At 35.9% G+C, this 19980-nt stretch carries 18 protein-coding genes; 10 read left to right on the top strand and 8 right to left on the bottom strand.

The window, feature by feature from the left end; genetic code table 11:
* Positions 1 to 3: 3 nt before the first annotated feature.
* The 5 genes from FNW38_RS00540 (at position 4) to FNW38_RS00520 (ending at position 6597) form a co-directional block, all read left to right on the top strand.
* Positions 4 to 1005 carry a glycosyltransferase family 2 protein gene (locus FNW38_RS00540; RefSeq protein ID WP_143385794.1) on the top strand — a complete coding sequence of 334 codons (1002 nt, stop codon included), beginning with the start codon at positions 4 to 6 and terminating at the stop codon, positions 1003 to 1005.
* The gene (locus tag FNW38_RS00535) at positions 1005 to 2138 is read left to right on the top strand and encodes a glycosyltransferase (RefSeq protein WP_143385795.1); all 1134 of its coding nucleotides are present in this window, start codon (positions 1005 to 1007) and stop codon (positions 2136 to 2138) included. Before FNW38_RS00540 ends, FNW38_RS00535 begins: the two co-directional genes overlap by 1 nt.
* Positions 2139 to 2532: 394 nt before the next feature.
* Positions 2533 to 3606 carry a glycosyltransferase gene (locus FNW38_RS00530; RefSeq protein WP_143385796.1) on the top strand — a complete coding sequence of 358 codons (1074 nt, stop codon included), beginning with the start codon at positions 2533 to 2535 and terminating at the stop codon, positions 3604 to 3606.
* Between the two features lie 16 nt (positions 3607 to 3622).
* On the top strand, positions 3623 to 4975 hold the full coding sequence (locus FNW38_RS00525; RefSeq protein WP_144064430.1) for an O-antigen ligase family protein: 1353 nt from the start codon (positions 3623 to 3625) through the stop codon (positions 4973 to 4975).
* 227 nt (positions 4976 to 5202) lie between these two features.
* Positions 5203 to 6597, top strand: a complete 1395-nt coding sequence (locus FNW38_RS00520) for an exopolysaccharide biosynthesis polyprenyl glycosylphosphotransferase (protein WP_144064431.1) — start codon at positions 5203 to 5205, stop codon at positions 6595 to 6597.
* A gap of 246 nt (positions 6598 to 6843) precedes the next feature.
* Here FNW38_RS00520 and FNW38_RS00515 read toward each other — a convergent pair whose 3' ends face one another.
* A complete protein-coding gene (locus FNW38_RS00515; protein WP_144064432.1) occupies positions 6844 to 7983 on the bottom strand; it encodes a lipoprotein N-acyltransferase Lnb domain-containing protein in 1140 nt (379 codons plus the stop codon).
* Between the two features lie 316 nt (positions 7984 to 8299).
* Positions 8300 to 9370, bottom strand: a complete 1071-nt coding sequence (locus FNW38_RS00510) for a putative type IX sorting system protein PorV2 (RefSeq protein WP_449404041.1) — start codon at positions 9368 to 9370, stop codon at positions 8300 to 8302.
* An 825-nt stretch (positions 9371 to 10195) separates the two neighbouring features.
* Between FNW38_RS00510 and FNW38_RS00505 the strand changes: the two genes are divergently transcribed.
* From FNW38_RS00505 to FNW38_RS17910, 3 genes are read left to right on the top strand one after another with little or no spacing between them, the layout of a single operon-like run.
* On the top strand, positions 10196 to 10909 hold the full coding sequence (locus tag FNW38_RS00505) for a CDP-alcohol phosphatidyltransferase family protein (protein WP_143385800.1): 714 nt from the start codon (positions 10196 to 10198) through the stop codon (positions 10907 to 10909).
* Between the two features lie 8 nt (positions 10910 to 10917).
* On the top strand, positions 10918 to 11781 hold the full coding sequence (locus FNW38_RS00500; RefSeq protein ID WP_143385801.1) for a GH25 family lysozyme: 864 nt from the start codon (positions 10918 to 10920) through the stop codon (positions 11779 to 11781).
* A gap of 17 nt (positions 11782 to 11798) precedes the next feature.
* A complete protein-coding gene (locus FNW38_RS17910; RefSeq protein WP_185963055.1) occupies positions 11799 to 11942 on the top strand; it encodes a hypothetical protein in 144 nt (47 codons plus the stop codon).
* A gap of 136 nt (positions 11943 to 12078) precedes the next feature.
* On the opposite strand, the gene lptB is transcribed toward FNW38_RS17910, so the two are convergent.
* From lptB to FNW38_RS00475, 4 genes are all read right to left on the bottom strand, one after another.
* On the bottom strand, positions 12079 to 12819 hold the full coding sequence (gene lptB, locus FNW38_RS00490; protein ID WP_035667905.1) for an LPS export ABC transporter ATP-binding protein: 741 nt from the start codon (positions 12817 to 12819) through the stop codon (positions 12079 to 12081).
* 159 nt (positions 12820 to 12978) lie between these two features.
* Positions 12979 to 13332, bottom strand: a complete 354-nt coding sequence (locus FNW38_RS00485) for a carboxymuconolactone decarboxylase family protein (RefSeq protein ID WP_143385803.1) — start codon at positions 13330 to 13332, stop codon at positions 12979 to 12981.
* Positions 13325 to 14140, bottom strand: a complete 816-nt coding sequence (tatC, locus tag FNW38_RS00480; protein WP_143385804.1) for a twin-arginine translocase subunit TatC — start codon at positions 14138 to 14140, stop codon at positions 13325 to 13327. The genes FNW38_RS00485 and tatC overlap by 8 nt, the downstream gene beginning before the upstream one ends.
* Positions 14140 to 15105, bottom strand: a complete 966-nt coding sequence (locus FNW38_RS00475; protein ID WP_185963054.1) for a KpsF/GutQ family sugar-phosphate isomerase — start codon at positions 15103 to 15105, stop codon at positions 14140 to 14142. Before FNW38_RS00475 ends, tatC begins: the two co-directional genes overlap by 1 nt.
* 85 nt (positions 15106 to 15190) lie before the next feature.
* On the opposite strand from FNW38_RS00475, the gene recQ reads away from it, so the two are divergent.
* Positions 15191 to 17386, top strand: a complete 2196-nt coding sequence (gene recQ, locus FNW38_RS00470; protein WP_143385805.1) for a DNA helicase RecQ — start codon at positions 15191 to 15193, stop codon at positions 17384 to 17386.
* A 128-nt stretch (positions 17387 to 17514) separates the two neighbouring features.
* Here the strand turns inward: recQ and FNW38_RS00465 are convergent, their stop codons facing one another.
* The gene (locus FNW38_RS00465) at positions 17515 to 17748 is read right to left on the bottom strand and encodes a hypothetical protein (protein WP_143385806.1); all 234 of its coding nucleotides are present in this window, start codon (positions 17746 to 17748) and stop codon (positions 17515 to 17517) included.
* Positions 17749 to 17942: 194 nt separating this feature from the next.
* Between FNW38_RS00465 and FNW38_RS00460 the strand changes: the two genes are divergently transcribed.
* Positions 17943 to 19505: an NAD(P)/FAD-dependent oxidoreductase gene (locus FNW38_RS00460; RefSeq protein ID WP_143385897.1), complete on the top strand. Its 1563-nt coding sequence runs from the start codon at positions 17943 to 17945 to the stop codon at positions 19503 to 19505.
* An 84-nt stretch (positions 19506 to 19589) separates the two neighbouring features.
* On the opposite strand, the gene FNW38_RS00455 is transcribed toward FNW38_RS00460, so the two are convergent.
* The gene (locus tag FNW38_RS00455) at positions 19590 to 19949 is read right to left on the bottom strand and encodes a cupin domain-containing protein (RefSeq protein WP_185963053.1); all 360 of its coding nucleotides are present in this window, start codon (positions 19947 to 19949) and stop codon (positions 19590 to 19592) included.
* Positions 19950 to 19980: the final 31 nt, after the last annotated feature.

Here is a 19980-nt window from a genome sequence, read left to right as displayed (position 1 = left end):
GAAATGAAATTTGCACTAATTATTTGTACTTACCTGCGTCCTCAACCCTTGTTGCAATTATTGCAGTCGGTTCGGAAACAAACCCTATATCCCGATGAGATCCTTATTGTTGACGGTTCAACGAATCCTGAAAATGAAATTGCTTTACAAGAAAATCATTTTGTAAACCTATCCTATTTTCTAGTTCCACCTACTCATCGTGGTTTGACCAAACAAAGAAATTATGGGATTGAGCGAGTTGGAAATGATGTAGAAATTGTTTGTTTCTTGGATGATGATACTGTTTTGGAAAGTGATTATTTGGAACAATTATTAAGCACTTATCAAATACATCCTGAAGCCTTGGGAGTAGGCGGTCATATCATTAATGAGACAGAATGTGAGTGGGTAGGACATAATTACAAAGCAAAAATAGGCGAATATTTTTTTGATGGCTGGAAAAGAAAAGATGGAAGCCGATTTGTATTAAGGAAAAAACTAGGATTGGATAGCGATTGCCCGCCGGGGTTTTCTCCTTTGTTTTCGCATGGACGGAGCGTAGGTTTTTTACCACCCAGTGGAAAAATATATGAAGTGGAATTATTAATGGGAGGGGTCTCGTCTTTTAAGAAAAAAGTATTTGGAACGATGCAATTCTCTACCTATTTTGAGGGGTATGGTTTATATGAAGATGCAGACTTTACGTTGCGAGTAGCTAAAACTGGAAAATTATATGTGAATACTTCGGCCAAATTAACACATCATCATGATGCTTCTGGTAGGCCTAACCAATATCAATATGGGAAAATGGTGGTACGAAACGGATGGTATGTCTGGAGAACCAAGAATCCAAAACCTTCATTGGATGCCAAACTAAAATGGCATTCCATCACAATTGTATTGACAATGATTCGATTTAGCAATACATTTACTTCCGGTAAAAGAGCAGCCGCTTTCACTGAAGCGTTAGGAAGAACTGTAGGATGGTGGAGTTTGTTAATTAATAAACCAAAAATAAAAAACTAATGACTCTTGTTATTATTACTCATGTAGCTCATTGTATAGAACAAAATAAATATTTTGCATATGCTCCTTATGTTCGAGAAATGAATATTTGGACGCAATATGCTGATAGAGTCATTATTGTTGCACCAAAAACGGACTTAGAAAAAACACCAATCGAGAGTGCTTATGAACATAAAAATATCGAATTAGTGGCTATTGATAGCTTTGATATATTGAGTTTAAAAGAAATTTTTAAAACAATCATAAGTATTCCAAAAATCAGTTGGAATATTTTTAAGACCATGAGAAAAGCGGATCACATCCATTTGCGATGCCCTGGAAATATTGGTTTATTAGGCTGTTTGATTCAGATTTTGTTTCCTAATACTCCCAAAACCGCTAAATATGCAGGTAACTGGGATCCCAAATCGAAACAATCTTTGACCTATAAATTGCAGCAGCTAATTTTGAGAAATATCTTCCTTACTAGAAATATACAAGTTTTGGTTTATGGAAAATGGGAAGGAAGTACAAAAAACATCAAATCTTTTTTTACAGCTACTTATGCAGCCAAAGATAAATTGCCATTAACTCGAAAAGATGTAAAGGAAAAAATTAATTTTGTTTTTATGGGGGCTTTAGTGATGGGTAAAAATCCTTTGTATGCCATTCAGTTAGTGGAATTGATGTCAAAAAAAGGATACGACGTAATGTTGCGTTTGTATGGTGAAGGAATAGAAAGAAAAATACTAGAAGATTATATCACAGTAAATCATTTGAAAAAAAACATTTCATTAGAAGGAAATCAGACCCAGGAAATTATAAAAAATGCGTACAAGGAAAGTCATTTTGTAATTTTACCTTCCGATAGCGAAGGTTGGCCAAAAGTTATTGCTGAAGGTATGTTTTGGGGTTGTGTTCCTGTGGCTACTTCCGTATCTTGCGTTCCTTTTATGTTGGATTATGGGGAAAGAGGAGTTTTGTTGGAAATGAATTTAGAGGAAGATGGGTTGCAGATTGAAACTCTTTTACATCATCAAATGGACTTTGATATTAAGCGTAATAACGCTGCCCAATGGTCAAGAGGTTATACCTTAGATGTTTTTGAGCAAGAGATTGAAAAATTATTAAACTGTTCTCGATATAATTTATAAATCTTGAACATTTGTTTTTATCTAGAATAACAGTTGTTATTTTAAAAATCACTCGAACTGATGCGTTTTGTTGTTGAATTGAGAAATTTTATTGAGAAATTTAAACGCAAAGATCATGAAGATTTTGTGTATTTAGAAGTTTTTAGTTTTCATACAACGGTTCTCGATATAATTATATAAAAATACTTTCGCTATTTTATACAATCGAAACTGACGCGTTTTTTGGAGTGTTTTTTGCATTATTATATGACAAAGAGAGATAGTGAACCGGCCCAGCGGCAATGACAAAACGGTAGGAGCGATAAACACAGATGAGATTCCTCCTTCGTCGGAATGACAAGTAAGATTGGAATGACAAATGGAATCGAATGATATTAGTTAGAGGAAATAAAAAATGCGTATACTTCAAATTATAGATTCTCTCGAGGCCGGTGGTGCCGAACGAATAGCAGTAAGTTATGCCAATGCCTTGATACGGCATAGCGAATTTTCAGGATTAGTGGTCACCCGAAAAGAAGGACCATTTGTCAATCAGATTGATAGCAGCGTTTCTTATCTTTTTTTGAATAAGAAAAAAACGCTTGATTTTAAAGCGGTATTTAGATTGCGAAATTATGTGAGACTAAATAAGGTCACAATTGTTCATGCACATGGGACTTCCTTTTTTATCGCTTTTTTGCTCAAATTGATTTACCCCAAAGTCAAGATTATTTGGCATGAACATTATGGAGGAAGGATAAGAGAATCTATAAGAGATAATTTTTCATTATTTTTTTCTTCTATTTTTTTTTCTTCTGTTTTTGTTGTCAATCACCAATTAGAGGCTTGGGCTAAGAAAAATTTGTTGGTAAAAAAAGTGTCGTATATTCCCAATTTTGCGACATTTGAGGAGAATTACCCTAATACCACCTTTTTAAAAGGCAATGATGAAAAACGGATTGTTTGTTTAGCAAATTTAAAAAAACCCAAAAACCATTTAGCAATACTTATCGCTTTTCAAGAAATGAAATTAAATGATTTAGGGTGGAGTTTACATTTGATTGGGAAAGATTATAAGGATGGTTACTCTATTCAACTTAAGGAATTTATAAATAAAAATAAATTAGAAAATTTTGTTTTTATTTATGGTTCTAAAAATGATATTAAACATATTTTATCTCAAATAACAATAGGGATATTAGCTTCAACTACAGAAGGTTTTCCAGTAACCTTATTAGAATATGGTTGCGCAAAATTGCCAGTAGTTTCTACTAATGTAGGGTATTGCCCATTAATCATTAAAGATAATTTAAGCGGGTTGTTATTTGATCCTTTAAATCAGTCACAATTACAACAACAATTGCATAAAATGATTTCAGAAAAATCACTAAGAGATAGATTTGGGATGCAATTGCAGGAATTTGTTTTTAATAATTATTCAAAAGCGAAGGTTGTTAACTTGTTATTAAACAAATATAAGACAATTTAAAAGCATATATTTAAAGATGAAAAAAGAGGATCAATCCTATCTCTATTTAATCGTACTCCATGTTTTTATTGGGTTTTTGATTTATGGACTGCCTTTTGCTTCAAAAATATACGGCTATTTTATTTATATATTTTTGTTTTTCTATATCATTAAAAAACAAAATAGAAATAATGAGGCACTTATTGCCGCGGCTTATGTGGTGGGAAGCGAAGTTTTCTTGAGAATGACAGGAGGAAATCCGCTATATGAAATTTCCAAGTATGGAGTAATGGTTTTTCTTATAACAGGGATGTACTTTAGTGGTTTTTCAAAAGGTGCTGTGCCTTATTGGTTGTATCTGTTATTGTTAGTTCCCAGCGTGGTGTTCACTACTTTTGTATTGGATTTTGATACCAATATAAGAACAACCATAGCTTTTAATATTTCGGGTCCCGTCTGTTTAGGGTTAGCTTCTTTATATACTTTCAGGCGAAAAATTGCATTAGAGCAAATGAACAATATATTGTTAAGCATGGGGTTGCCTATTATCAGTTGTATGGTCTACTTGACATTTTATACGCCAAATATTAGGGATGTTATTACAAGTACCCAATCCAATTTTGAAACTTCAGGGGGGTATGGCCCTAATCAGGTGGCCACCATTTTGGGCTTGGGCATGTTTATTTTTTTTTCCAGAATCATACTAGAATCCCGAACAAAATTTTTATTGGTAATTAATTTAATTATTGCACTAAACATAACCTATCGCGGGATGCTTACCTTTTCGCGTGGAGGTATGGTAACGGGTTTTATGATGATTGCTTTGTTGTTGTTTTTCCTGTATTTGAAATCAAACTTTAGAGGAAGGGTAAAACTGAATTATATTATTGTATTTGTCACTCTGGCAATGATATCGACCTGGAGTTATACTTCTTTTCAGACTGGGGGGCTTATTGACAAGCGCTACGCCAATCAGGATGCACAAGGAAGGGTAAAAGAAAGTAAATTTACAGGGAGAGAAGAAATTGCACAGGACGAAATCAATATTTTTCTGAAGAATCCCATTTTTGGGGTGGGGGTTGGAAAAGGGGTTGAAGCAAGAAAAGCAGAAACGGGAGACGGTACTTTATCGCACGATGAAATTACTCGAATGCTAGCGGAACACGGTACACTGGGTATTTTTGCCCTATTGATCTTGTTTTTCACGCCTTTGTTTTTGTATCTGGAAAACAAGTTCAACATGTTTCTATTGTGTTTTATTGTGTTTTGGTTTTTAACGATTAACCATGCGGCGATGCGAACCGCTGCACCTGCTTTTGTATACTCTTTGTCTTTACTCAATGTGCAGTTGGGGGGAGGTTCTAAAAAAGAGAGTAAATTAACTAGTTAACGATAATTTATTTTTATTAATGACGCCGTTCTCGACACCGTTTTTATTTCATTACATTAAGCAAAATCCCGAAGAATCAGGACTAATGGACCGTTCTTAGTTAATTACATCCAAGTTGGCAACAGATTAATTCGTTAAAAAGATAATTTTGTTAAAATATTTAACATTTCTTAGAATGATATGAGTTCAAAATGGCTAAATTGCACCAGTAATCCTAAATGCCATCCATGTTTTCAGTTGACAAAATTCATTTTGAAATATCAGAGCGGAAGATGATTCTTCGCTTCTTTGATGTTTTTTTTGTTTTGGGTGCACTGTTTTTTGTTGGTAAGATGTTCGATTTCGATTATTTCACATTCTCTACCATTAATTTCTACTGGACAATAGTTTTAGGTGTTTATCTCAATTTTTTCGGGACGATATTCGAAATGTACAACCTTCAGGTAGCCAGTAATCAATTTCAGGTGCTGCGAAGTGCCATTCTTACGGCATCAACGACCGTTTTAGTGTATTTATTAACACCGGTTTTTTCTCCGGAATTGCCATCCAAAAGAATTGAAATCCTAGTGTTTTATTTAGTTGTATTTGTGGCTTTGTTTTTATGGAGGATGTTTTATGTTAAATTTTTAGCATCCAAGCGGTTTCTTCAAAATGCTGTTTTAATATGTGATAAGGAGCAGGTAGAAGAGTTGATTTCCGGATTAGAACATATCGATCCGCATTATAAAATCGTAGCGTATGTCAATTCGGATTGCACAGTTAAGGATGATTCTAAATACCATTATGTTCCAAACATAAAAAGTGACGAGTTGTTTTCCTTTGTAATTGAAAATTCCATATCAGAAATTGTGATTGCCTCTCAAAAAACAGAAGGAATCACCGCTGAATTGTATCAACAATTGCTTCGTTTACTGGAAAGGGGAAGTGTTATCCGGGAGTACACCCAAGTATATGAAAATAAAACGCATCGTATCCCTGTACATTATATATCCAGAGATTTTTATCGATTTTTCCCTTTTAGCAGAAGCAACCACAATACGTTGTATCTGTTAAGCATCAGAATTTTTGAAATAAGCATGTCGGTGCTTGGATTGGCTGTTGGTCTGGTCTTATTCCCTTTGATTTTAATTGGAAATGCAATAGGGAACAGGGGGAAGTTGTTTTATAGCCAAGAACGTGTAGGCAAAGACGGAGTTGTATTTGAAATTTTTAAATTCAGGACTATGATCAGTAATGCCGAATCAAACGGAGCTGTTTTTACCACTACAAGCGACTCGAGAGTAACGGCATTCGGAAAATTTTTAAGAAAAACCAGGATTGATGAATTTCCCCAATTTATAAATATTTTAAAAGGGGATATGGCGGTTATTGGCCCTCGCCCTGAACGTCCTTTCTTCGTCAAAGAAATAGCTGAAATAATGCCTTTTTATGAAACCAGACATGTTATAAAACCAGGCCTTACGGGTTGGGCACAAGTCAATTATGCTTATGGAGGGACTATTGATGACAGCTTGATCAAACTGCAATACGACCTGTATTATATCAAACACAGAAGTATTTTTTTAGATTTGAGCATTGCTTTTAAAACGATTACCACTGTGTTGTTTTATAGAGGGCAGTAGTTTGCTTATTCGTATTCTCTATTATTATTATTATTATTATTATTATTATTATTATTATTATGACTGTCCGCTTAGCGGACTATAATTATTTTTTTAGCCACGAATTTCCACAAATTTCACGAATTAGTGTTTAATTTTTCTTTTAAGGATAAAAAAATCGTGACAAATTCGTGAAATTTGTGGCTAAATTTTTCTTTAGTATTATTTACGGATAGTCATTATTATTTATAATCTAAAGTCGCATTTTTAAATAATGATAGGAATGCGTTTTTTATTTTGAATTGCCAGGCGGACTAAAATAATTCCACTTGCAATTACCAAAGGCAGTACGATCAACAAATGGGCTTTATTGATTAGAATGATCAGGTAAACAAGTAATGACAGGATGTTGAATGCCGCCAGGTTGTAAATTCCTTTTTTGTTTTTTGTCGCATAAAAGTAGAGCAGTCCCAATAAGGAGGGATTAAACAATAAGATATTATAATTGTAGCCTAATTCTTGATGAAATGAATAAAATCCCACAAACACGAAGAATAGCCCTAATATTCCCATCATAATGAGGTAAAACAGATCGATACTTTTGTTATTTATCAGGACAGCAAAGCCAAGAAGTACTAGATACGTATAAACATTATTCCACCAAGAGCCGGAAACTTCTTTTTCGAATTCGATTATAGTTTTGTTTTCGGGAGCCAGCAGCTGATTCTGAAAAGAAACTTTTTTCAGACTTTTTTGTAATTCGAAAGGCAAAAAGATTTGTGTCCCCAAGCCGTCGACTTTTTTACCGAAGATAATGCTCGTTCCTAATTTTTCATAAAAGTGATTGTCAAAATAGGGATACAATATGGTTCTATAGGTGATATCAGTATCTGCGTTTTTAACAATTGCAATCGTGTCTAATGTTTTGTTGATGATATCGACGACCATTGACGTACAGTTTTTGTCAATAAATTTATAGGTGTAATGACTTTCCCCCGAAGCTAAAGAAATATTCAGGTTGTCAAATAATTGCTGTTTCAGGTTTGGAGGAATATTTAATTCCTGCTCATAAACGGATCTTTTTTCATAGGTGTATTCATTGATGAAATCAGCGTAGGAATGCGCTACTGCAAAATATTGTAAATCGCCTTTGATGAATTTCAAAACAAAATTAGGGGTATTAAAGTCGAAAGCACCATAATTATACACCACATCGATGTTGTTGTAAGCGTCATTGATACGGATTGCGGTATGGCCAAACATTGAATAGGATTCGTTACCCGTACCGCAAGTGAGCACACTGACTTTTGCCTCTTTTGACAACAAAAGGTTTTGACCGAAACTATGGTTTGTGGTTGAAAACAGCAGTATGAAAAGAACTATTTTTTTTAAAGAGGGTATATTCATTAGGAGATATTATTAAAAATGGAACACAGATGGCACAGATGGAACAAATTTACACGGATTTTTCAGTTCAGCATGTAAAAGGTAACACGAATTTCACTAATTGTCACTAATTGTTTTGTGCAAATTAGGGAAATTCGTGTTACCCTTTTTGTCTGCTATTTATGGGCTACACGTTAGTCTTTTTGGAGTGGTGTGGGTGAGTTAAGTTAAGAAGCAATTATTTATTTATTATGTTCTTAATCAGTGCAAATCTTTTTCATCAGTATTATTTGTGTGCTATTTTAATTTAAGTATGCATATGTATTTTTAAAATTAATTAATTTCTAAACAACCCTAAATCTACTTTAACCGAAAAAATATTCGAATACAAAGCGGTACTTTGATTGCCTAAATCGGTCAACGCATAATCAATCTGGATGCCTTTGTATTTAAATCCCAATCCAATATTGGGCTGAAACCCTACTTTTTCGGTGCTGTCCAATTGTTCTACATTCTGAAAATTTCCCGCACCCGCACGTACGAAGACCAAATCGGTATAGCCAAATTCCAAGCCTATCGCCGGATCGATACTTACAAAATCGGTCGAGATAAGGTCATTCGTTTTGGTAAATCGCATATTCATATTGGCTGCAGCCAAAATACTATAGTCATACCGAATGATAAATTTTTTTGCTATTCCCAGTTGGGCTTTTGGGGCTGTAATCTCTGTGCTTTCCGGTAATTCCTGATTTTCTCCGGGTACCGCATTAGCGATTTTTTTGTACTCTTCTTCATCAATATTCCATACATTGTAGGTGGTTATGATGTCGCGAAGCATTAATCCAAATTGCCAGTTGTTTTTTTTGAATTGTAATCCAACATCAAAACCAAATCCCCAAGAGCTGGCAAATTTCCCGATTATTCGCCGTATTACTTTGGCATTTGCACCATATTGAAATCCGGGAACGGGGAGTTTTCGGGCGTACGAAAAGGTGAAGCCATAATCAGCCGTTGAAAAAAGGCTGATTCGGTTGTAGTCGATATTGCCTTGACTGTCGATTAATTCTGTGGTATTCAAAATATCATCCACACCAAAACGGATTAACGAAATTCCCCAAGCGCTCTGGTCGTCAATGGGACTCGCATAAGCTAAGTAATCGTATTGGGCAATATTGGCAAAATAATTGGCATGCATTAACGATACCTGATGGTCTTCCAAGTGCATCAGTCCCGCCGGATTCCAATAGCCTGAATTGACATCGTCGGTTGAAGCCACAACAGTATTTGACATACCCAAAGCCGCCGCATCAACGCCAATATTCATAAACTCATTCGAGTATTTCCTGACGGCCTGACTGTAATTTAGGGTACTAGCCAAAAGCAATACAAATAAGGAGGCTTTTTTCAAGGGTATTGTTTTGACAAACCGAAAGTCTGTTTGATTTTTTGTCAAAAATATAATTTTTTACTGAGGTTATTTCATTTTACTATTGAATTTACCGTGACGGACTAATTGATTATGGATCATTCTAAGCATTTGTTAGTCCTGTAGTTTTTAAAGGTAGAAAAATGGTATTGCCTCGATGGCTAACGGAAATTTGAAATAGCACGCGGATGACGCAGATAAAACGGATTTACACGGATTTTTTGAAGATTGTAAAAAAGGGAACAGTGAAAATTTGTGTCTAAAGAACGTTTAGGCTTAAAAAATATTTCAAGAACTGTCTTTTAAGCAAGGCTTCTCGATACATTTCTGGCTTAACTAATACTTGCTTTCAATCTAATTTCATCAAGCAAAGTCCCGAAGTGTCGGGACGAAGTGACGTCGTCGAGGTGATAATCCCGTCAGTTCGAGGCTTAATTTTTTTACAAAAAAAAGCAATATAAAATGACGTATTATACCTATCTCGTCTGGACATAAGTCTAAAAATAAACACGAATTACACGAATTGCCACGAATTCATTCGTGAAATTAATTACACGAACTGTATTAGCCGCATAGATTTGTGAAAATTAGTGGAATTCGTGTTCAAATTTAACCTTTACTATTTGTGTCTATACGATAGGTTTTATATTAGTTTTGAAAAAACGTCAATGGTAGTGATTTTTGTGTAATGCAATGAAAAAAAAATAGTATCGAGAACAGCTGTTGAAAAATCTCTATTAAAAAACGTACTTCTCCTTCACTTATTATACTAAATTTGTCAACTTTGGTCCACTAAACTCTATCACTATGAATATTAAAAAGCATATCCCCAATAGTATCACCTTGCTTAATCTTTTTTGCGGCTGTATCGCTTTGGTTTTTGCATTTCACCGTAATTTTGAAATGGCTTTTTATTTCGTTTGTCTGGGTATCTTTTTGGACTTTTTTGATGGCTTTTTTGCCCGATTGTTCAAAGTTTCCAGTCCGCTGGGTTTGCAGTTGGATTCCTTGGCAGACATGGTTACCAGTGGTGTTGTGCCCGGTTTAGTGATGTATCAAATGATGGTAGACAATTCAACTGGTTCTGAGACTTATTTGCAAATCTTTCCTTATTTGGGTTTCTTGATTTCCTTAGGTTCTTGTTACCGTTTGGCGAATTTTAATATCGATACCCGTCAGACTGATTCTTTTATTGGTTTGCCAACGCCTGCCAACGCCTTGTTTATTTTAAGTTTGCCTTTGGTTTTAAGTTATTCCGATTCCCTATTTGTTTTCGAAATTTTGACGAATCCATGGGTTTTGTTGGCGATTACTTTAGTAAGCGCTTATATTTTGAATGCCGAAATTCCGCTATTTTCCTTAAAAATCAAAAAGTTTAATTTTGCGGCCAATGCACTCCAAATTAGCTTTCTGATGCTGTCCCTTTTATTATTGATTTTCTTCCAATATTTAGGAATTCCTTTGCTGATCATTTCTTATGTTTTACTATCGGTCGTGAATAATAAATGGCTAAAAAAGTAGGTTTTTGAATGAAAAGAAAAATGGTTAGAAGGAAAACCACACCAATTCGCAAACCCAAAAAGAAAGTGTCTGTTTTCTCTGGTAAGCTCGTGCGGTATTTGATTGTTACTTTTGTTATTGTACTAGTTATTGCTGTTGGTTATCATTATCGGGATGGTTTAGCCTATTATTTTAGTTTTAAATCAGATAAAATTCTGAAAAAGGAGGCGGAAGCCAAACGCATTTCGGATGTCCGAAATTTTCAGGTTTTAGAAAAACACGAAGGAAAAAGCGTCGGTTTGGATGTTTCGGAATACCAAGGAAAAATCCAATGGACTTATGTGGATACTTTAGAGCAAAAATATCCCTTAGATTTTGTGTTCATTCGTGCTACAGTAGGGAGAGACAGAAAAGACCGTCGGTTTGATCGAAATTGGCTTGGTGCCAAAGAAAATAAAATGATTCGTGGGGCCTATCATTATTACCGTCCCAATGAAAATTCGCTCGAACAGGCCGAACTTTTTATCAAAACCGTTACCCTTCAAAAAGGGGATTTGCCTCCTGTTTTAGATATTGAAAAACTACCTAAAAATCAATCGCTTGATCGCTTAAAAGTAGGTCTGAAAAGATGGTTGAAACGAGTGGAGCTGCATTACGAGGTAAAACCTATTATCTATACCGGTGAGAAATATTACGACGATTTTTTAAAAGAGGAATTCAGTGACTATCTTTTTTGGATTGCCAATTATAATTTTTACAGGGAGGAAATAAACGAAGATTGGTTGTTCTGGCAATTCACCGAAAAAGCATCGGTTCCGGGAATCAAAGGAAATGTAGACGTCAATATTTATAATGGCGATTTACAGCAGTTGCAATTTATAACCAAGGAATAAATTAGAGATTTTTTTTGATGATTGAGAAAAGAATGAAAGCGAAAAATAAAATAGCTCCAATCATAAAAAGAACTGATTTCGGGTTGGCAAAATTTATCGTAAATCCTATCGATGGAATTCTTTTAGGAGGTGTAATTCTTTTTTCTTCGGGATTGAAATAGAAAATACCCCAAATCCAATTTTTAGGGTCTTTGGGCCATTTTTCTTCAGTTTCTTTACTCGGGTTCTCCATAATTAATAGAATTACAATCGGGTAAATTTAGTTTTTGCAAAAGCGATCTGTAAAGGGTTACAATTTTAAAACTCTAATTTCTTTTTACGCAATTCAAAGTTTTGACCCAAATATACTCTTCGTACCATTTCATCTTCAACTAATTCTTCCGGAATACCTGCTTTTAAGATTCCACCTTCAAACATAAGGTAGGTTTTGTCTGTAATTGCCAAGGTTTCCTGAACGTTGTGGTCGGTGATAAGAATACCAATATTTTTGTTTTTTAATTGCGCTACGATTCGTTGAATATCTTCTACGGCAACCGGATCGACACCTGCAAATGGTTCATCCAGTAAGATGAATTTTGGGTCGGTGGCAAGACATCGCGCAATTTCGGTACGACGACGTTCACCCCCTGAAAGTAAATCTCCGCGATTGGTACGGATGTGTTCCAAGCTAAACTCTTCTATTAAACTTTCCATCTTCGCTTCTTGTTCGGCTTTGGATAGTTTTGTCAATTGTAAAACGCTCAAGATATTGTCTTCGATACTTAATTTTCTAAAAACAGAAGCTTCTTGCGCTAAATAACCAATTCCCTGTTGCGCTCTTTTGTACATGGGATAATCGGTAATGTTCAAATCGTCCAGGAATATGTTGCCCGAATTTGGTTTAACCAATCCTACAATCATATAAAATGAAGTCGTTTTTCCGGCACCGTTGGGTCCTAAAAGTCCCACGATTTCGCCTTGATTTACTTCTACCGAAATGCCTTTTACAACACTGCGTCCTTTATAGGTTTTGATTAGATTTTCGGCTCTTAATTTCATATTCATATTCAGATTCTTAGATTTTTAGATGGTTAGATTTTAGACAAATAAACGAATAAACCTATAGTCCAATCCTTCCTTTAACAATTATTTAGTTTCTTCCCATATCCAGCTATTTGCCTAAAATGGTCAGGAGCCATTTTTTATTTGATGGAAATATTATTTTGTAGTGGTGGTTTCTAATGCTTCCCAAAATTCATAGGCTCTACGCAAATGAGGCACCACAATAGTTCCGCCAACAAGCGTAGCGATTCCCATGGCTTCCATCATTTCTTCTTTAGTTACCCCTTCTTTGAAACTGGTTTCCAAATGGTATTTTACACAATCATCACAACGTAATACTGCCGAAGCTACCAGTCCTAAAAGTTCTTTGGTTTTTACATCTAATGCACCTGCTGCATAGGCATTGGTGTCCAGATTAAAAATTCGCTTTACAATTTTATTATTGTCCGCCAATAATTTTTCGTTCATTTTAGAACGGTAGTCGTTGAATTCTTGAATGATATCAGCCATTTATCTTTTTTTGATTTTTTACTACAATTTTTGAAATTAAGATGCTTGCCTCGTAGATCAATAACATCGGAATAGTTACAATTATCTGACTCACCACATCCGGTGGGGTAACAATTGCGGCAACGATAAGGATGATAATTACGGCATATTTCCAATATTTTCTTAAGAAAACAGGAGTTACTAGCCCTAATTTTGTTAAGAAATAGATAATGATAGGCAATTCAAAAAACAAACCACAAGCAATCACACTTGTTTTTACCAGCCCAATGTAAGAATCAATACTAAATTGGTTTTTTACCACGGCACTAATGGTGAAAGTGGCAAAAAAGTTGACTGACATGGGTACAATTACAAAATAGCCAAACAACACTCCCAAAAAGAAGAGCAATGAGGATGAAATCACGAAAAGTCTCGCGTGTTTTTTTTCTGTTTCATACAATGCCGGGCTGATGAATTTCCATACTTCCCACAATATGAAGGGGAATCCAAGGATAAATCCGGCCGTTATACAAGTCCAAATCAACACGTTGATTTGTCCTTCCATATTCGTGTTTTGGATAATGAAAGGCATTTCGGTTACACAAATACTTTCGGCAAAACCCAATTGATTGGATAAATCACAAAAGAATCGGTACGTTATAAAATTAGCATTTGTTGGTCCGAAAATGATGACATCAAAAATATAATCACTAATAAAAAAAGTAACGGTAGCAAGAATTAATATTGCAATAGTACTTCGAACCAATAGCCATCTTAATTCTTCAAGATGATCTAAAAACGACATTTCGTTTAAGTTTTTCTTCGCCATTATACTATTCCCTCTTTTAAAATATCGTGTAAATGTAGTACGCCTTTGTACTCGCCGTTGTCCACCACCACTAATTGTGTAATGGAGAAGTCTTCTAGAATATTCAATGCATCTGCAACCATGGCTGTAGATGGTATTAATTTTGGATTTTTAGTCATAATATCTTTGGCGGTCAAATCAGTGAAGGAGTCTCTGTCATTTAGCATTCTTCGAATGTCGCCATCGGTAATAATTCCGACAACTTTATTCTCATCTACAACTGCAGTTACTCCAAGACGTTTTTCGGAAATTTCGAAAATTACTTTTTTTATCGGTGTATCCGGTGCTACCATTGGTTTCAAAGTGTGTTCCAGCATGTCCTTCACACGTAACAATAATTTTTTACCTAAAGCGCCTCCTGGGTGGTATACGGCAAAATTTTCCGGTTTGAAATCCCGCATTTCCATCAGGCAAACGGCAATGGCATCGCCCATTACTAATTGCGCTGTGGTACTATTGGTCGGTGCCAGATTATTAGGACAGGCCTCAGCCTCTACTGTGGTGTTCAAAACAAAATCGGAACCTTTGGCAAGAAAAGAAGTCATATTTCCTGTGATTGCAATTAAGGTATTGCCAAAACGTTTTAAAAGCGGCACCAGAACTTTTATTTCCGGACTGTTGCCACTTTTTGAAATACAAATAATACTATCGTCATTTTGAACCATTCCTAAATCACCATGAATCGCTTCGGAGGCATGAAGAAATAGCGAAGGAGTTCCGGTGGAATTAAAGGTCGCTACCATTTTTTGAGCAATAATGGCACTTTTTCCAATACCTGTCACCACTAATCTCCCTTTAGAATTATAGATGTTTTGCGTGGCTTCAATGAAGTTTTCATCAAGAAATTCAGTTAGTTTGGCAATTGCTTCACTTTCAGATAAAATAGTTTTTTTGGCACTAGCCAATATATTTTCTTTACTTATCAAAACAGAATGGTTAAAATTTGTATTTTTAAAAGAATTTTGTATCTTTATGTGATGCAAATTTATACAAAATACCACATAATCAAGAATGAATTCAAACGAAATTGATATCCACAAAGAATTAAAAAAATATTTTGGCTTCAGCCAATTTAAGGGATTACAAGAACAAGTCATTAAAAGTCTCCTTAATAAGCAAAACACATTTGTGATTATGCCTACAGGAGGAGGGAAGTCGCTCTGTTACCAATTGCCTGCTTTAATTCAGGAAGGAACTGCCATCGTAGTTTCTCCTTTAATCGCTTTGATGAAAAATCAAGTTGATGCCATTCGAAGTTTATCTTCTGAAAATGGTGTTGCCCATGTTTTAAACTCCTCCCTTACCAAAACCGAAATTACCCAAGTAAAAAAAGACATTACTTCCGGTTTGACAAAATTATTATACGTTGCTCCAGAGTCTTTGACCAAGGAAGAGTATGTCGCTTTTCTTCAAACGGTACCCATTTCCTTTGTAGCTATCGATGAAGCCCATTGCATCTCCGAGTGGGGCCATGATTTTAGACCCGAGTACAGAAATCTAAAACACATCATTAAGCAATTAGGGGATGTGCCTATTATAGGTTTGACCGCTACAGCTACACCAAAAGTACAGGAAGATATTCTGAAGAATTTAGATATGACTGATGCGACTACTTTTAAAGCATCCTTCAACAGACCTAATTTATATTACGAAGTACGTACCAAAACTAAAAATATTGAATCGGATATTATCCGTTTTATAAAGCAACACAAAGGCAAATCAGGAATTATATATTGTTTGAGCCGCAAGAAAGTAGAGGCTATTGCCGAAGTTTTGCAGGTAAACGGAATAAGTGCCGTGCCTTATCATGCGGGATTAGACGCTAAAACCCGTGCCAAACACCAAGATATGTTTCTTATGGAAGATGTTGATGTGGTGGTGGCAACCATCGCTTTTGGAATGGGAATCGATAAACCGGATGTGCGTTTTGTGATTCACCACGATATTCCTAAATCATTGGAAAGTTATTATCAGGAAACCGGTCGTGCGGGTCGTGATGGAGGCGAAGGACATTGTCTTGCCTATTATTCCTATAAAGATGTCGAGAAATTAGAAAAATTCATGTCGGGTAAACCTGTTGCCGAGCAGGAAATTGGTTTTGCTTTATTACAAGAAGTGGTGGCTTATGCCGAAACTTCCATGTCCAGAAGGAGATTTCTACTGCATTATTTCGGAGAAGAATTTGACGATGTCAATGGAGAAGGAGCTGATATGGATGACAATGTCAGAAACCCGAAAACAAAAGTGGAAGCCATAGATCAAGTGGTGAAACTACTGGAAGTGGTACGGGATACGAAGCATTTATATAAATCGAAAGAAGTTGTTTTTACGTTGATTGGTCGTGTCAATGCTGTCATAAAAGCACATAGAACGGATACACAATCTTTTTTTGGATGTGGTTCAGATCACGATGAAAAATATTGGATGGCCTTATTGAGACAAGTTCTTGTGGCAGGATATTTATCCAAAGACATTGAAACTTATGGAATCGTCAAAATCACCAAAAAAGGATTGGATTTTATTAAAAATAGAGAATCCTTCATGATGTCTGAAGATCATGAATACAATGAAACAGAAGATGAAGCGATTGTAACTGCTGCGAAATCTACAGGAGCTGTCGATGAAGTTTTGATGAGCATGTTGCGTGATTTACGCAAAAAAGTAGCCAAGAAATTAGGCGTTCCTCCCTTTGTGGTTTTCCAAGATCCATCATTGGAAGATATGGCCTTGAAATATCCGGTTTCTCAAGATGAATTGATTAATATTCATGGCGTTGGGGAAGGGAAAGCTAAAAAATACGGTGCAGCATTTCTAGAATTAATTAGTCGGTATGTAGAAGATAACGATATCATTCGTCCGGAGGATTTAGTGGTAAAATCTACCGGAGTCAATTCAGTAAATAAACTCTATATCATTCAAAATATTGACAGGAAATTATCTCTTGATGATATTGCTTCCGCGAAAGGGATTAACATGGATGCTTTAATAAAAGAAATGGAGCAAATTGTTTATTCTGGAACCAAGCTGAACATAAAATATTGGATTGACGATATGCTTGACGATGATCAGCAAGAAGAAATTCATGGCTATTTTATGGAATCCGAATCGGATAATATAGAAGATGCCCTCAAAGAGTTTGATGGGGATTATGATCTTGATGAATTGCGCTTGATGCGAATTAAGTTTATTAGCGAAGTGGCTAATTAAAGAAGTGTTCAGTGGTCAGTTTTTTAGTGTTCAGTTATTTCGGTATTAAATAGGACTGATTATTAAAAAACTGACTACTAAAATTCAGTATTAATTGGACTGATCACTAAAAAGCTGACCACTGACCACTAAAAAATCTCTCCTCGATGCGGTTTCAAAGCATCCCGAACCTGAATCATATTTTCATCGGTAACCACCATAAAAGCGATGGCTTGCATTTCGCCATGAATTTCAAAACCCGTGATATTCAAGGGTAATTTTTCAATTGCGATATATTCTTTCAAATGAATTTCGTGGTGCTCGGCAGTTTTTTCGGAAGCAGGTCCACGGAAATCCCATATCAGTTTTATTTTTCTGGACATTTTTTTATTAGGTGCAAAGGTTCATAGATTCAAAGTGCCAAAGTTACAAAGTCTAATTTAAAAATGAGTTAATTTGGAAATTTGAAAATGGATTCTTTATTGAATCACTAATTCCACTTCAAAATACTATTTTTGTACTTTGTTTTTGTTTTTCGAATAAACGATTCAACAAAGCAATGATTAAACAAGATAAAATGCCTCAAGAACTCCTATTACAAGTAACACCAGAAACAGCTGCAAATGAATTGTTGCTAAAAGACTATTTGGCGAAACAAATTAAGGTTGCTGCGAAAGAAATCGAACATATTTCCATTTTAAAACGCTCGATTGATGCGCGTCAAAAAGCGATAAAAATCAATTTGAAAGTGGCAATCTATTTGAAAGGAGAGCCTTTTCAGGAACATAAATTCCAACTTCCCGATTATGCGAATGTTGAAACGGCTCAGGAAGTTATAGTGGTAGGCGCTGGTCCCGCCGGACTTTTTGCCGCTTTGCAATTGATAGAGTTGGGTTTGAAACCCATAGTTATTGAGCGTGGAAAAGATGTTAGAGGCAGAAGAAGAGATTTGAAAGCCATCAATGTCGATCATCTTGTCAATGAAGATTCTAATTATTGTTTTGGCGAAGGTGGGGCAGGAACCTATTCGGACGGAAAATTATACACTCGTTCTAAAAAACGTGGTGATGTAACGAGAATTTTGGAGTTATTAGTGGCTTTTGGGGCTTCGGAAGATATTCTGATTGAAGCGCATCCGCATATTGGAACTAATAAATTGCCTCAAATTATTCAGGACATTCGGGAGAAAATCATTGCATGTGGCGGACAGGTTTTGTTTGAAACACGACTAACCGATATTTTAGTAAAAAACAATGAAGTGCAAGGAATTGTTACTCAAAACGGAGATACGATTCTTGCTAACAAAATAATCTTGGCTACAGGACATTCTGCCCGAGATATTTTCGAATTATTAGATCGAAAGCAGATTTTTATCGAAGCCAAGCCTTTTGCCTTAGGTGTAAGAGCCGAGCATCCACAATCGTTAATTGACAGTATTCAGTACAGTTGCGATTATCGTGGGGAACTTTTGCCTCCGGCACCGTATTCTATTGTGAAGCAAGTGGGCGGTAGAGGAATGTATTCTTTTTGTATGTGTCCCGGTGGTGTGATTGCACCTTGTGCCACCAGTCCTGGTGAAGTGGTTACCAATGGTTGGTCGCCATCCAAAAGGGATCAGGCTACTGCCAATTCTGGAATAGTAATCGAGTTAAAATTGGAAGATTTTAAACCGTTTGCCAAATTTGGTGCTTTAGCCGGAATGGAATTCCAAAAAAGCATCGAGCAAAAAGCATGGCATTTGGCTGGGAAAACCCAAAAAGTTCCTGCGCAACGCATGATCGATTTTACCCAAAATAAAGTTTCCTCCGAAATTCCGAAAACGTCCTATGTTCCCGGAACGACATCCGTTGAAATGGGGCAGGTTTTTCCCGGGTTTTTAACGCAAATATTGCGAGAAGGTTTTTCTGAATTTGGGAAATCCATGCGCGGTTATTTGACCAATGAAGCCATACTTCACGCACCGGAATCAAGAACTTCTTCGCCAGTGCGTATTCCCAGAGATCCGTTGACTTACGAGCACGTCCAAATAAAAGGCTTGTATCCCTGTGGTGAAGGAGCAGGTTATGCTGGTGGAATTATCTCGGCGGCAATCGATGGCGAGAAATGTGCGTTGATGATAAAAGAGAGTATTGGAAATTAATTTTTTTATCAATCAATCCATTGCTTTTAAAAAGGAAACAGCCCGATACAGGCTGCTTCATTATAATTTTTTAAATAAAATCTGTTATTTTTTCGGAGCAGGTTTTATTTCTGTCACAACAATCTTGAATGTGGTAGTTCCTGTGTTTTTTGCCATGTGCATTACGGGTGGGAAATACAGTACTTCTCCTGCCTTGATATTGGATGTGGTTGCCGGCTTGCCTTTTTCTGTGATTTGAATTTTACCACCGGTCAAAGCATACACGGTGTGATGAGGGTGGCTATGCCATGGCATTGTTGCGCCTGGGGCAAATTCTGCCGACATGACCCTCACTTTATCATTGTCAAGGAGGATTTTTTTATACACTTTCGGACCAGCTTTCATAGGGTCTTGTGCATGCATACCTGTACTCATCATCAGGAATAATCCAACGAGCAACGACATCGAAATCTTTTTAATTGTTTTCATTTTATTT

Source organism: Flavobacterium gawalongense (assembly GCF_007097265.1).
GTDB lineage: Bacteria > Bacteroidota > Bacteroidia > Flavobacteriales > Flavobacteriaceae > Flavobacterium > Flavobacterium gawalongense.
Note: the sequence above shows the minus strand (reverse complement) of the source record. Positions and strands in the feature narration are given on the sequence as shown.

What these genes read in the sequence shown, in the direction of transcription:
- FNW38_RS00460 (WP_143385897.1), top strand. Translation starts at nt 17,943, where the DNA reads ATGCCTCAAGAACTCCTATTACAAGTAACACCAGAAACAGCTGCAAAT.
- FNW38_RS00505 (WP_143385800.1), top strand. Translation starts at nt 10,196, where the DNA reads ATGAATATTAAAAAGCATATCCCCAATAGTATCACCTTGCTTAATCTT.
- FNW38_RS00520 (WP_144064431.1), top strand. Translation starts at nt 5,203, where the DNA reads ATGTTTTCAGTTGACAAAATTCATTTTGAAATATCAGAGCGGAAGATG.
- FNW38_RS00525 (WP_144064430.1), top strand. Translation starts at nt 3,623, where the DNA reads ATGAAAAAAGAGGATCAATCCTATCTCTATTTAATCGTACTCCATGTT.
- FNW38_RS00515 (WP_144064432.1), bottom strand. Translation starts at nt 7,983, where the DNA reads ATGAATATACCCTCTTTAAAAAAAATAGTTCTTTTCATACTGCTGTTT.
- FNW38_RS00500 (WP_143385801.1), top strand. Translation starts at nt 10,918, where the DNA reads ATGAAAAGAAAAATGGTTAGAAGGAAAACCACACCAATTCGCAAACCC.
- recQ (WP_143385805.1), top strand. Translation starts at nt 15,191, where the DNA reads ATGAATTCAAACGAAATTGATATCCACAAAGAATTAAAAAAATATTTT.
- tatC (WP_143385804.1), bottom strand. Translation starts at nt 14,140, where the DNA reads ATGGCGAAGAAAAACTTAAACGAAATGTCGTTTTTAGATCATCTTGAA.
- FNW38_RS00485 (WP_143385803.1), bottom strand. Translation starts at nt 13,332, where the DNA reads ATGGCTGATATCATTCAAGAATTCAACGACTACCGTTCTAAAATGAAC.
- FNW38_RS00455 (WP_185963053.1), bottom strand. Translation starts at nt 19,949, where the DNA reads ATGTCGTTGCTCGTTGGATTATTCCTGATGATGAGTACAGGTATGCAT.
- lptB (WP_035667905.1), bottom strand. Translation starts at nt 12,819, where the DNA reads ATGAAATTAAGAGCCGAAAATCTAATCAAAACCTATAAAGGACGCAGT.
- FNW38_RS00465 (WP_143385806.1), bottom strand. Translation starts at nt 17,748, where the DNA reads ATGTCCAGAAAAATAAAACTGATATGGGATTTCCGTGGACCTGCTTCC.
- FNW38_RS17910 (WP_185963055.1), top strand. Translation starts at nt 11,799, where the DNA reads ATGATTGAGAAAAGAATGAAAGCGAAAAATAAAATAGCTCCAATCATA.
- FNW38_RS00540 (WP_143385794.1), top strand. Translation starts at nt 4, where the DNA reads ATGAAATTTGCACTAATTATTTGTACTTACCTGCGTCCTCAACCCTTG.
- FNW38_RS00535 (WP_143385795.1), top strand. Translation starts at nt 1,005, where the DNA reads ATGACTCTTGTTATTATTACTCATGTAGCTCATTGTATAGAACAAAAT.
- FNW38_RS00530 (WP_143385796.1), top strand. Translation starts at nt 2,533, where the DNA reads ATGCGTATACTTCAAATTATAGATTCTCTCGAGGCCGGTGGTGCCGAA.